Origin of the sequence: Iodobacter sp. BJB302, from assembly GCF_002735645.1 — a bacterium.
GTDB lineage: Bacteria > Pseudomonadota > Gammaproteobacteria > Burkholderiales > Chitinibacteraceae > Iodobacter.
On the sequence record NZ_PDZG01000020.1, the window covers coordinates 18,641 to 31,450 of the forward strand.

12 protein-coding genes are annotated in these 12,810 nt (G+C 48.5%); 4 read left to right on the forward strand and 8 right to left on the reverse strand.

Annotated elements, in window-relative coordinates; genetic code table 11:
- Positions 1 to 74: 74 nt before the first annotated feature.
- From CSQ88_RS08610 to CSQ88_RS08635, 6 genes are read right to left on the reverse strand one after another with little or no spacing between them, the layout of a single operon-like run.
- Positions 75 to 542, reverse strand: a complete 468-nt coding sequence (locus CSQ88_RS08610) for a chemotaxis protein CheD (protein WP_099397702.1) — start codon at positions 540 to 542, stop codon at positions 75 to 77.
- A 27-nt stretch (positions 543 to 569) separates the two neighbouring features.
- The gene (locus CSQ88_RS08615) at positions 570 to 1,130 is read right to left on the reverse strand and encodes a chemotaxis protein CheW (protein ID WP_099397703.1); all 561 of its coding nucleotides are present in this window, start codon (positions 1,128 to 1,130) and stop codon (positions 570 to 572) included.
- 36 nt (positions 1,131 to 1,166) lie between these two features.
- On the reverse strand, positions 1,167 to 2,738 hold the full coding sequence (locus CSQ88_RS08620; protein ID WP_099397704.1) for a methyl-accepting chemotaxis protein: 1,572 nt from the start codon (positions 2,736 to 2,738) through the stop codon (positions 1,167 to 1,169).
- Position 2,739: 1 nt separating this feature from the next.
- Positions 2,740 to 4,935, reverse strand: coding sequence for a chemotaxis protein CheA (locus tag CSQ88_RS08625; RefSeq protein ID WP_099397705.1), 2,196 nt, complete (start codon positions 4,933 to 4,935; stop codon positions 2,740 to 2,742).
- A 47-nt stretch (positions 4,936 to 4,982) separates the two neighbouring features.
- Positions 4,983 to 5,300: a lipid asymmetry maintenance protein MlaB gene (locus tag CSQ88_RS08630; RefSeq protein ID WP_180273595.1), complete on the reverse strand. Its 318-nt coding sequence runs from the start codon at positions 5,298 to 5,300 to the stop codon at positions 4,983 to 4,985.
- A gap of 38 nt (positions 5,301 to 5,338) precedes the next feature.
- Positions 5,339 to 5,542 carry a hypothetical protein gene (locus CSQ88_RS08635; RefSeq protein WP_099397707.1) on the reverse strand — a complete coding sequence of 68 codons (204 nt, stop codon included), beginning with the start codon at positions 5,540 to 5,542 and terminating at the stop codon, positions 5,339 to 5,341.
- A 452-nt stretch (positions 5,543 to 5,994) separates the two neighbouring features.
- Between CSQ88_RS08635 and astA the strand changes: the two genes are divergently transcribed.
- From astA to astE, 4 genes are all read left to right on the forward strand, one after another.
- A complete protein-coding gene (gene astA, locus CSQ88_RS08640) occupies positions 5,995 to 7,014 on the forward strand; it encodes an arginine N-succinyltransferase (RefSeq protein ID WP_099397708.1) in 1,020 nt (339 codons plus the stop codon).
- A gap of 2 nt (positions 7,015 to 7,016) precedes the next feature.
- Entirely contained in the window at positions 7,017 to 8,477 is a 1,461-nt protein-coding gene (gene astD, locus CSQ88_RS08645; protein WP_099397709.1) for a succinylglutamate-semialdehyde dehydrogenase, read from the forward strand.
- A 69-nt stretch (positions 8,478 to 8,546) separates the two neighbouring features.
- Complete coding sequence (gene astB / locus CSQ88_RS08650; RefSeq protein WP_099397710.1) at positions 8,547 to 9,884, forward strand: N-succinylarginine dihydrolase; 1,338 nt, start codon at positions 8,547 to 8,549, stop codon at positions 9,882 to 9,884.
- 212 nt (positions 9,885 to 10,096) lie between these two features.
- Positions 10,097 to 11,119, forward strand: coding sequence for a succinylglutamate desuccinylase (astE, locus tag CSQ88_RS08655; protein WP_099397711.1), 1,023 nt, complete (start codon positions 10,097 to 10,099; stop codon positions 11,117 to 11,119).
- 573 nt (positions 11,120 to 11,692) lie between these two features.
- Here astE and CSQ88_RS08665 read toward each other — a convergent pair.
- Both CSQ88_RS08665 and CSQ88_RS08670 read right to left on the reverse strand, forming a co-directional pair.
- Entirely contained in the window at positions 11,693 to 12,166 is a 474-nt protein-coding gene (locus tag CSQ88_RS08665; RefSeq protein ID WP_099397713.1) for a nuclear transport factor 2 family protein, read from the reverse strand.
- 24 nt (positions 12,167 to 12,190) lie between these two features.
- Entirely contained in the window at positions 12,191 to 12,805 is a 615-nt protein-coding gene (locus tag CSQ88_RS08670; RefSeq protein ID WP_099397714.1) for a glutathione S-transferase family protein, read from the reverse strand.
- Positions 12,806 to 12,810: the final 5 nt, after the last annotated feature.

The window sequence follows — 12,810 nt, forward strand, 5'->3', positions numbered from 1 at the left end:
CTTAGTTATAGGGGGTTAATACAGATTGCGCTTTTGGAGTTGAGATTGCCAGCCAGTCCGGTCGTGGTTTTGTGCTATTTGGCCTGATGCAGTAAGCGGTGAACGATAATTTTGCCTGTGCTCAGGTCAAGTAATACTCTGCGGGAATGGCGTCCTCCCGTGTCTTCAAAATCAATATTGAGGGACGCATTCAGCAATATTTGCTTGGCAGCATAAATGTTGCGGCTGCCTATGGACAAGGACCTGACTTCTGCTTGTAAAATATTGCTTCCACCGTAAATGTGGTAGCGGTATTCGCTGGGGGTGGTGGCATTACGCTGCATAAACTGGCAAAGCAAATTAAAAGCATCGCTGCCGTAGCGGCCGTCTAATGCTGCATTTTGCGTGGGTTCGGGAAGCAAAAAATGGCACATGCCGCCAAGCAAGCGCTGAGGATGCCATGCAGTGATGGCAAGGCAGGAGCCCAGCAGCGTGCAAAGCTGGTCAGGGGACTGGGAGAAGCGAACTTCGCCAGGGAGTAGGACAATGCGTTTAGCCGGCATGGTTGGTATTGTGGCTCGTTTGTTTTTTTAGCGGGCATCAAAGTGGGTATGGTGTTCCAGGCTGAGGTTGACGTTTTCGTCAACAAGATCTGCCATTTCGCCCAGAGAAAGCGCATGGTTCACATCAAGAATAATGACGAATTTATCGTTGATGCTGCCGATGCCTGCAATAAACTCGCTACGTACTTTTGCCCCGAATTCGGGAGGCGGCTCTATTCGGGATGCTGGAATTTCAATGACCTCGCTGACCGAGTCAACCAACACCCCAATATCGTGATATTCCCCGGCAAAAAAGACTTCCAGGATAACGACGCAAGAGCGGCGGCCAATTTTGCTGCTGCCTTTGCCAAAACGCACCGCTAAATCAATCACCGGAACCACCGCGCCACGCATATTGATTACGCCATGCATAAATTGTGGCATAAGAGGCACTTCGGTTACGCCGGCGTATTCGATAATTTCTTTAATATTATGAATGATGACAGCAAAAAGTTCCTGATTTAAGGTAAAGGTAAGATACTGCTTTTCTTCCACGGGAGCAGTGGTAAGGGCTTCTTCTTTTTTTTTTCTCAGGTTGCTGATATTCATGGATCTGTTCCTTGGTGAGCGCCAAAAAAGCACGGCTCAGGATAGGGGTTTCTGGCTGAGTACTACCGTTTTTCCTGCGGTTTTTGTGGTGTATTCTGTGCGAAAAAAACAGATCATTTCTTGTAGGTGCGAGGCATGAATAGACAGCTCTTCTGCCGTTGAGTTGAGCTCTTCAGCGGCCGCCGCATTGCTTTGGGTGGCTTGTGAAATTTGCGTCATGGCGCTGCTGATTTGCTCTATCCCCCTTGATTGCTCTTCTGAGGCTGCTGAAATTTCTTCGACTAAATCTGCTGTTTTTTGGATTAACGGCACGATTTCTTCCAGTTGCTCACCTGCGCTGGCGGCTTGCCCTACGCTGCTGTCAGCTAGCTCGCTGATTTCTTGCGCAGCAATTTGGCTGCGTTCAGCCAGCTTACGCACTTCGGCGGCCACAACGGCAAAGCCTTTGCCATGTTCTCCCGCACGCGCAGCCTCAATGGCAGCATTAAGAGCAAGTAAATTTGTCTGATAAGCAATATCGTCGATAATTTTAATTTTGCCTGCGATCAGCTTCATGGCGCATATGGTTTCCTTTGCTGCCGATCCACCCTTGACGGCTTTGACCGATGCTTTACCTGAGATCCCTTCGGTAATTTTGGCGTTTTCATTGTTTTGTGAAATCGTTGCGGTGATTTCCTCGAGAGACGAACTGGTTTCTTCGATGCTGGCAGCCTGCTCGGAGGCGTTTTGAGATAAATTTTGTGATGAAACGCTTACTTGCCCGGAAGAGCTGGCCAGTGCATCGGACGTGGCATAAATTTCGCCCATGATTTGATTTAGCGTGCCAGCCATTTTTTTTAAAGAATAAATAATGCTGGTTTGATCGTCGTTAGCCAGTGCGACATTAATTGATAAATTGCCCGATGCCACCTGATTAGCAATATAAACCGCAAGGCTGGGCTCGCCGCCAATTTGCCGCACAATCTGCCTGCTGATAAAAAAAGCAATGAGCAGGGAAAGTAAAAACGTGGCAATAATAATGCTGCTCATCAGTAGGGTTATTTGGTCTGAAATCTCGTTGGCATGGTTGAAAAATTGTATGCTCTGCGCCTCTTTTATATCCTGCAGGGTAGATAAGGCATCGTCGAATTTTTGAAAACTGGGCCGAACTTCATTGATAATGATTTCTTTAATGTAGTCGATATCTTGCTGCTGATTAACAGCATTAATGACTTTTTTCTGTGCCAGTTTAAAGGCCTGCCAATCAGATGGTAGTGCCTGGATAAGCCTTTGTGCCTCCTCACTTTGCTGTGTGTTATTAAATCTAGTAAGAAGGTTCATCATTTTTTTTTCATAACCATCCATTTCTGTAATCAGGTCATTCTGCATTTTTTCATTGTGGGCAAAAACATAAAAATTGAGCTTCCTTGCAATATATACAGCGTGTAAATTTGCTTTGGCATTGTCTTTGATCGGAATAAGCTGATCGGTATACATGTTGTTTACAAGCTGGTTGAGTTGTTTTATTTTATAAATACTTATTGCCCCGGTTAAAAGAGAGGTTCCTGTAATAAACATAAATGAAATAAGTATTTTTTTTCCTGTTCCGGCGTTTTTAATCCAATCCATTTTATTCTCCAAAGCTGCTGTTTGTTGTCGTTAATATTTGCTTCGTGAGCTGAATTGTTTTATTAGTGAAACAATGAGAATTGTCGGATTTTTTATGTGCAAACTGGATTAACTGAGCTACATCCAGAATAAGCGAAACCTGGCCTGAGCCTAAAATAGTTGAGCCGCTGATTCCCTTCAATTCTTTAAACAGCAGGCCCAGAGGTTTGATGACGGCCTGAAATTCGCCGATTAATTTGTCAACAACTAATCCGGCCCGGTGCTGACCATATTGAATGACAACGATATTTTCTTTTTTACTTTTGTTTTCGGGGAAATCAAAGAGGCTCCGTAAGCGCACAAAAGGGAGTACTTTTCCTCGTAAATTAACAAAATTATGTTGTTCGTCGTCCGGAGTCAGCTCGGCGCATTCCAAAACCAGATCGAGTGGAATAACAAAAGTAGAATCTGCCACCATGACTTGAAAGCCATCGATAATGGCCATGGTCAGCGGAAGGCGGATTCTGAAAATACTGCCGGTACCTTCTTCGGATAAAACCTCTACTTCGCCGCGTAATTGCTCAATATTGCGTTTTACAACATCCATGCCAACACCCCGCCCAGAAAGGTGGGTAACTTTCTCTGCGGTGGAGAATCCTGCGGCAAAAATAAGCTGATAAATTTCATGCTCGCTTAAAATGGCCTCTTTGCTGATTAGATTTTTTTCCACCGCCTTGTTTAAAATTCGCTCTTTATTTAAGCCCGCGCCATCGTCGCTGATTTCAATGACCACACTGCCTGAATCATGAAAAGCATTCAGAATAATTTCGCCTGCCGCGGGTTTGCCTTTGGCGATTCTTTCTTGCGGAAACTCAATACCATGATCGACTGCATTTCTGACGATGTGCATCAGCGGATCGCTCAATTTTTCTATCATGCTTTTATCAAGCTCAGTATCGGTTCCCATCAGCTTTAGATTGATCTGTTTGTTTAAGTCTCTGGCCGAATCACGAATGACTCTTGGAAAACGTTCAAATACCTCTTTGATTTGTACCATTCTTAAATTTAAAGCGTTATCCCTGATTTGCTCAACCAGCTTGGATAAATTGGCACAGGCCTCGTTCATGGCGGGGTCGTTTGTTTTTTTAGAAATTAAATTGGCCGCGGCTCCCGCAATAACCAGCTCGCCAACCATATTAATTAAAGCATCCAGCTTGCCTGCTTCTACCTTTATATATTTTAATTCATTATTTTTTTTATCTTCGACTTGTTTCTGCTTTTGTAATGCAGCAGCAACGACCGGCGCCGCAACGATTTTTTCTTCAATAAAGATACTGCCCAATTGCCGGTCAGGCTCTGTTCTCTGAATATGCAGAATTTCTTCTAGCTCTAAAGGGGTGATTGATCCGCCTTTTAATATGATTTCTCCTAAAAGCTGCGGCGGCTCTGGCAGGTAGTAAATCAGGTCAATATATTCCTGTATTTTGGCATGCGGAGGCAGAATACGTACCGTGCTGTCTTTACGGATAAAGTCAAATGCGCCTTCAATGGTTTTTTTATCTTTATCTGATTCAAGATCAATCTCAAAGCCTAAATAGCAGTCTTCTGTGTTTATTTTATCCAGTGCGGGTATATTATCGGTCAGTGTGCAGATGTAGCTGATTTCCCCTAACGTCGTTAAATAACGAATGAATTCCAATGGGTCCATGCCATTCATTAAATTGTTTGTATTAAACCTCAGTGAAATATGCCAATGACTGTCGCCGGTTTGTTTGTGTTCATCTTTCTCGATGGAGTCTGTGGATTGTATGGTTTGCATACTGTTTGTTGAGATTAAATAGCCATCGAGCTGCCTGAGCAGGTTTGCCCGGCTTTCCGGATCCGGATCAATGCTTTCTGTTTTATTTTCAACGGCATTAATTAACAGGCTGAGATAGTCTTTACATTCGAGTAAAATAGAAATCATTTTTTCATCGATAAGGATTTCTTTGCTTCTGACCAGGTCCAGCAGGCTTTCCATGCTGTGGGTAAAAACAACTATATGCTCAAGCGAAAACAGCGCTGCGGACCCTTTTATGGTGTGCGCTGCACGAAAAAGTGAATTTATTTCTTCACTGCTGGCGTTGCTGCCTTCAATGGTAAGTAGTGCAGATTCCATCGAATTAAGTAAATCTCTCGCCTCTTCGATAAGGGCTCCTCTGGCGCTGTCTAAATCCATTTTCTACTCCCGGGTCATGCCCTGAGTTATTTCAGATTGTGCCGGGGCTAACGCTGGGTCAGTACTAATGGATCACCCAATTCGGCGGCAATATTGTAAAGATCGATAACATCAAGTAAGCACTGGCTGTGTTCCTGAAATTGCAGGGTCATTTTTTTATCGTGAGCGTATTTTTTTAAACTGATTAAAAGCTGAATGCCTGCACTGTCTATTTCATTGACTTCAGATAAATCAATATGAATGGCGTGTTCAGTCTGTAATAATTCGAGCAGGGTTTCCTGCATTAATTTGGAGGTGTAAATGGAGATTTCTCCACTGATTGAAATGGTGCATATTTCATTTTGAATTTTGTGTGCGATGGGCATTGCATTCATCCTGCGATGTTGGCCTGAGAAAGCGCACTTCAAGTTGCTGAAAGCAAAATCAGGGCTGAAAAGGATTTTGCTTTGCAGAGGATGACCAGCGTTGAGGTGTAATACTCCGCTGCTATATCTTTATGCCCTGGTTGCGGGCTGAAAATGCAGTTCCGGATTGTTTTTTTACTGCGTAATACAGGCGCACGCTTCATTTTTAAGGCTTTTATTGTCTTGATCGGTAACTTATTCATAGTCAATCTTGATCAAACTTGAAAGCCAGTAATTAAATTAGTGTCTGTTTACAAGGGTATACCAAACAGTTGGGGCTTGTCCCGATGTAATGAATGGTCTGCTTTGTTAGATTGAAAAATAGTATCAGGGATCATCAAAATATCGCGGCGGCCGGTTTAACCGGCGGGCCGTGTTTTTGTCTCTATAAGGCCCCCCTCTCCATTTTCTGGTGTATTTGCGGGAATGGGGCAGGGTGGTTGCATGCTCCCTTGGGTTGAGCGTGCGGTGATTAAAAGCCCAGTTTAAAGCGTTTTAGGTGGCTTTTTCTGAACGTACTGAATAAAAAAATAGCGCTGGTTTAAGGCGTTTTGCCGTGTTTTTCCGGCCTGATTCTGCTGCTGTAAATTGCCCGCATTGAGCGTTTTTTGTCTTTTGCGTGGCAGGCTGCCCGAGTTTAAAAGGAGTTTTGTGAATGTTGATTCGCCCGATTGAGACTGGAGATTTACCTGAGTTGCTGGCATTGGCAAAAGAAGCAGGGGTGGGTGTGACCACGCTGCAAGCTAATCCTGAACGTCTGTCTGCGCGAATTTTAGCAAGTGAAACCTCACTCAACGCTGAAGCCCCTGATACGGCAGATGCAAGTTATGTGTTTGTGCTCGAAGACGAGCTCACCGGCAAAATTGTAGGGACATCGGCTATTGAGGCTGCGGTGGGCATGCATGAAACCTGGTACAACTACCGGGTGGGCATCAATGTGCATGCTTCGCGCGAGCTGGGCATTTATAAGCAGCTGGAAACGCTGTTTTTAAATAGTGATATGACGGGCTCCAGCGAGCTTTGCTCTCTGTTTTTGTTGCCCCATTATCGTAAAGACGGCAATGGCAGCCTTTTATCCAAAGCGCGCTTTTTGTTTATGGCCGAGCACAGTGCCCGCTTTTCACACCGCATTATTGCTGAGATGCGCGGTATTTCAGATGAAGTGGGGCGTTCTCCTTTCTGGGAGAGCTTAGGGCGCCATTTTTTCCGTATGGATTTTGCCCGTGCGGATTTTCTGTCTTATGTGGGCAGTAAATCTTTTATTGCTGAGCTGATGCCACAGCATCCGATTTACACCTGCTTTTTACCTGAAGAAGCCCGGCTTGCCATTGGCGAAGTTCATGCGGCTACACGCCCCGCCAGGGCGATGCTGGAAGCCGAAGGCTTTCATTACCAGGGTTATGTCGATATTTTTGATGCAGGCCCGACTCTGGAGTGCGAGCTGGATCAGGTGCGCGCGGTAAGGGCCAGCGGCTGCTTCGATGCGCAGCTGGTCAGTGCAGAGGCGGGTGTGCCGTGGCTGGTTTCCAACCGCCGCCTGGTTGGCTTTCGCTGCGTGATTGCCATCGGGCAGAAAACAGAAAATGGCCTGCAGCTGACTCAGTCTGTGCTGGATCGGCTGGGTATTGCAGCGGGAGATAGCGTGCGCGCAGTACCGCTGTCTGCCAGGGAGTAGCCATGCAGCTGATCGGTGGGCGTTGGTCTGTGGGCAAAGGGGAGGCGTGGACCTCCCGTAACCCGGTAAGCCAGCAGGCGGTTTGGGTGGGTAATGCAGCAAGTGGTCAGGAAATTGACGCGGCTGTTGCGGCGGCACGATCAGCGTTTCCATTGTGGCGGGATACCGAGCTGAGTAACCGGATTGCGGTGCTCCGGTGTTTTGCCGATTTATTGCAGGCCAATTCTGATGAGCTGGCTGCGACCATTGGCCTTGAAACCGGCAAACCCCGCTGGGAAGCGGTGATGGAAGTGGCCAGTATGGTGAGCAAGGTAGAGATCTCGATCCGTGCTTTTGAAGAGCGCACCTGTCGCAAAGAATCCACGCAGGGCGATGCCAGTGTGATTTTGCGCCATCGCCCGCATGGTGTGGTGGCAGTGCTTGGCCCTTATAATTTCCCGGGCCACTTGCCCAATGGCCACATTGTGCCGGCGCTGCTGGCGGGTAATGTGGTGGTTTTCAAGCCTTCTGAATACACGCCAATGACCGCGCAAAAAACGGTGGAGCTCTGGCTGGCCGCGGGCTTGCCTGCCGGGGTGATTAATTTAGTGCAGGGGGGCGCTGCAACGGGGGCCTCGCTTGCTGCTCATCCTGATTTGGATGGCGTATTTTTTACGGGCAGCTCGGCGGCGGGTTTTGCGGTGCATCAGCAGTTTTCTGGCCGCCCCGATAAAATTCTGGCTTTGGAAATGAGTGGCAATAATGCGCTGATTGTGGATGAGGTGCAGGATGTAGCGGCTGCAATCCATCATGTGATTCAGTCTGCGTTTATCTCTGCAGGCCAGCGCTGCTCCTGTGCCAGGCGTTTATTTGTGCCCAAAGGCGAGTGGGGCGATTTGTTTTTAGAGCGTCTTGTCGATGTGAGCGCCGAGCTGAGAGTTGGCCCGTGGGATGCAGAGCCAGCACCCTTTATGGGGGCCATGATTTCGATGGCTGCGGCAGATAAAATGCTGTCAGTACAGGCTTCCCTGATGGAAATGGGGGGCAAATCCTTACTGAAAATGTGCCGCTTAAACTCGGATGCTGCGATGCTAACTGCAGGGATTATTGATGTAAGTGAGATCGCCGGGCTGCCTGATGAAGAGTATTTTGGCCCCTTGCTGCAGTTGCAGCGCTATGGTCAGTTTGATGAGGCCATTCGCATGGCCAACAGCAGCCGTTTTGGTCTGGCAGCAGGTCTGCTTTCTGACAGCGGCGAGCGTTATAAAACATTCTGGCGCGAATCTCGTGCAGGCATTGTGAATTGGAATAAACCGCTGACTGGGGCCTCCAGTGCCGGGCCGTTTGGCGGAATCGGGGCCAGTGGTAATCATCGGCCCAGTGCTTACTACGCAGCAGATTATTGTGCTTACCCTGTTGCCTCTTTAGAAACAGAATTACTGGCGATGCCCACGATTTTACCGCCGGGTATGGTTATTGATTAATGGATCAGCAAACACGGTGGTGGCCGCAATGAGCCCGCTGCCTGTGTTTTGTCATCAGAAGGAAGAAAAATGTCGACCAGTTTTGAAGCTAATTTTGATGGTTTAGTCGGGCCAACCCACCATTATGGCGGCCATTCTTTTGGTAATGTGGCCTCCACATCCAATGCCAATAAGGCCGCCAATCCGCGTGAAGCGGCTAAGCAAGGCCTTGCCAAAATGAAAGCGCTGGCCGATTTGGGCTACAAGCAGGGCGTATTTGTGCCGCAAGAGCGCCCGGCCATTGGCCTGTTGCGTGATTTGGGCTTTAGCGGGGATGACGCCAGCGTGCTGGCGGCGGTAGCTAAAGCGTCTCCTGGCCTTTTGGCCAATGTGTCGTCTGCATCCAGTATGTGGACTGCCAATGCTGCAACCGTCAGCCCTTCAGCGGATACGGCGGATGGCCGGGTGCACTTTACTGCGGCCAATTTGCAAAATAAATTTCACCGCGCCATCGAGCACGCTCAGACCACCCGTTCGCTCAAAGCCATGTTTAATCATGATGCGGTCTTTGCCCATCATGACGCGCTGCCCATGCAGGCGGTATTTGGCGATGAAGGCGCGGCCAACCACACCCGCTTTTGTCACGACTATGGCCAGTCTGGCGTTGAATTTTTTGTTTATGGCCGCCAGCACTGGGGTGGCTCGGTTGAGCCACAAAAATTCCCGGCCCGCCAGACCAGAGAAGCGGGCGAGGCGATTGCCCGTTTGCATGGCTTAAGCGCGGATAAGCTGGTGTTTGCACAGCAAAACCCTGCCGTTATTGATGCCGGTGTATTTCATAATGATGTCATTTCGGTGGGTAACCAGAATGTGCTATTTACCCATGAAACGGCGTTTTTACAGCAGGCTGCCGTTTATGCTGAGCTGGACGCCAAGCTGGGTGGCGGTTTGCAAGTGATTGAAGTACCACTGGCACAGGTTAGTGTGGCTGATGCGGTGAAGTCTTATCTCTTTAACAGCCAGCTGCTGGCCCGTGCCGATGGCCGCCAGAATCTGGTGGTGCCGGATGAATGCCGTGCGACACCTGCTGTCTGGGAATATTTGCAAGGCTTACTGGCCAGTAACGGCCCGATTGCCGAGCTGATGGTGTTCGATTTAAAGCAAAGTATGCAAAACGGCGGAGGCCCGGCTTGTTTACGCTTGCGTGTGGCCTTGCAGGAGAAAGAGTTGGCCGCGGTGAACCCGCATATCTGGATGAATGATGTGCTGTTTGCCAAATTAAATACCTGGGTAGACCGGCATTACCGGGATCGCCTCACCGAGGCTGATCTGGCCGATCCTAAGCTGATTGTTGAAGTGCGCACGGCGCTGGATGAGCTGACACAGATTTTACACTTAGGCTCGATTTATCCTTGCCAGCTGGCTTGATAAGAAAATGAAACAAGGCGCTTAATGCGCCTTTTTTCATTCTGGAAACGGCTTGATTGTTATCTGTTGTGAATTTTGCTTACGCATGTCTGTCTGGTGCTTTTATAAGACTTTCTGCTGGCCCTGGGGCAATCAGCAGACGGGGACAGGCGGTAATGCCCGCTGTAACAATCTGCTAGACTAATAAACTACCCAAAAGAATCAGACCAGAAATGAGTAACTTTTCTATAGAACCGTCTTTTTTAGCACAGGCTCTCGCAGGTAAAACCTGTATTTCCTTACCCTATTGTTTACCCAATGGCACGCATGTGCAGGTGATGGATGAAGGGGTGATCCGTTTTGAGCCTAAAGATCCGGGTGACAGGCAGCTGGATGTGGTATTGAGCTGCGGCATTCATGGCAATGAAACGGCCCCCATAGAATTGCTTGATCAGCTGATCAGCCAGATCCTGGATGGCCAGCTCAGAGTGCGGGCACGGGTGCTCTTTGTGTTTGGTAATGTAGAGGCGATGCGCCAGGGTGTACGCTGTGTGGCTCAGGATATGAACCGCCTCTTTTGCCGTTTGCCGGATGTGGATGATGGCGATGAAGCCCGCCGGGCCGCCATGCTGGAAATGCAGCTGATGCGTTTTTTCTCCCGATCGATCCAAGATGGCAAGCCCCGTTTGCATTACGATCTGCATACGGCGATTCATGGCTCACTGATTGAAAAATTTGCCATCTATCCGCTGCCGCCGCATGGCCGCGATTTTGATCCTTTACAGGTTGCCCGGCTGGCCTGTGCCGGTGTGGATGCTGTGCTGTTGCAATCAACAACGTCGACGACGTTCTCGTTTTTTTCCAGCCAGCATTGTGGTGCAGCCGCATTTACCGTTGAGCTGGGGAGGGCCATGCCTTTTGGCCAGAACACCCATGTTGATTTAAGTAAAATGCAGGCCTATTTAGAGGGCTTAATCAGCGGCGAGCTGCCTGATTGCGATGTGGTGCCGGCTCACCTTGGTTTGTATAAAGTTTCCCGTGAAATCATTAAGCAAAGCGATGCTTTTGTTTTACGCGTTGACACCAAAATGGATAACTTTACGCCACTGCCCGTCGGCACTGTGCTGGCAGAAGATGGCGATATCCAGCATGTGGTGAATGAAGACAATGCCCGGATGATTTTCCCTAATCCTCATATTGAAATAGGGCAGCGGGCGGGCCTTGTGATTGTTCCGGCAAAAGGTTATTCGCGTTAAATAAGCTGGTCGAAAAAAAAAGCGAAAGCGCCATGCTTTCGCTTTTTTTTTACGTCAGTGGCATGGTGATCTGCCCTAGGGTCTGTTGACGTTTCATTCACAATTGCGCTGAGCCGGAAAACGGCCAAGCACAAGGCATGCGACGAAGGCAATAACTGGTTATTGTCGAGGAGCATAACGCAGTGAATGGCCGTTTTCCGGCTCAGCCCTTCGGGTTGACTGCATTTTTGGGGCTGCACATCGTTAAAAATCGCTAATGGTACTCGTGCCATGTCGCAATTTTTGCCTTGTTCAGCCCCAAAACTGCAGCCAACGCAGCCGTGAATGAAACGTCAACAGACCCTAGCAAATTTAGACATTACTCGCTCAAATTTCGACCGTTAGCCTGCTGAATTTTTGTGCCAATCTGATAAGGTACAGATTGCCAAGGCGCGTGCGGCCTCGCTGGCGATGGTAAAAAAAATCCCGATGTATTTCCATTGCTACTTCAGCTTCAAACCGGCGGTTTCCATTTCACTGTTTTCCTTAGTGTTTGGCCTCAGTTCGCTCAAGCGTTGCTACGTATTCAATTTGCTATAAACCCAATTCGCTTAAGCTTGGGTGGTGATCAGGCCGACGACCTTGGGGCCAATGAAATAGTCGTTCAGATTCGGCGATGGCTAAATCGTTGATACTGGCAAAGCGGCGATGCATCAAACCTTGGGCATCAAATTCCCAATTTTCATTGCCATAAGAGCGAAACCACTGGCCGCTGTGGTCTCGCCACTCATAGGCAAAACGCACCGCAATTCGATTGGCGTCAAACGCCCAGAGCTCTTTGATTAGGCGATATTCCACTTCACGCGCCCACTTGCGAGTGAGAAATTCAATGACCTCTTCACGGCCACTTGGAAATTCATGGCGGTTGCGCCAAATCGTATCAGGCGTATAGGCCATGGCGACGCGTTGCGGGTCGCGCGAATTCCAGCCATCTTCAGCCATGCGCACTTTTTGTGCTGCCGTTTCGCGGGTGAATGGGGGGAGTGGTGGGCGTAGTTCGGGGGTCATGGTTAATCCTTGATCAAAATTGAATTAATAAGCGTCGATGCCAGCCATACTCACGTAAGCATGCAAGTTTTGGATTTGTTTCATCCAAGTCACGATAGCCGGAAAGCCAAGTAGATCGACTTTGCCTTCGGTTGCGAGGGCGATATAGGGGTAGAGGGCAATATCGGCGATAGTGATATGCGTTGCCGCTAACCACGCTGATGCTGTCAGGTGTTGATTGAGCATCGCGAGCAGTTGTTCGGTAATGGTTTCGGCTTCAAGGAGATTAATCGCGCGGCCCCATTTGTGATGCAAGCGCAATGCATTTGGCCCGCGAGTTACTTCATTCGCGGCAGTGGCCAGCCATGCGACCACTTGTGCTAAAGCAGCAGGATCATTCGGCAGCCAAAAATCCGCTTGTTCCGCGCCATATTGCCGCGCCAGATAGACCAAAATCGCTTGACTATCACGCAAGATCACATCGCCATCGACTAATACCGGCACTTGGCCAAGCGGATTCCTTGCCAGATAGTCCGCCGATTTATGTTCGCGTGTCGCGCCGTTTACCATAATGGATTCATAAGGTATATCCAGCAAAGACAATAAAAGCCTGACCTTGTGGCAATTACCTGATGCGGCAAATTCATAGAGTTTGATCATGATTT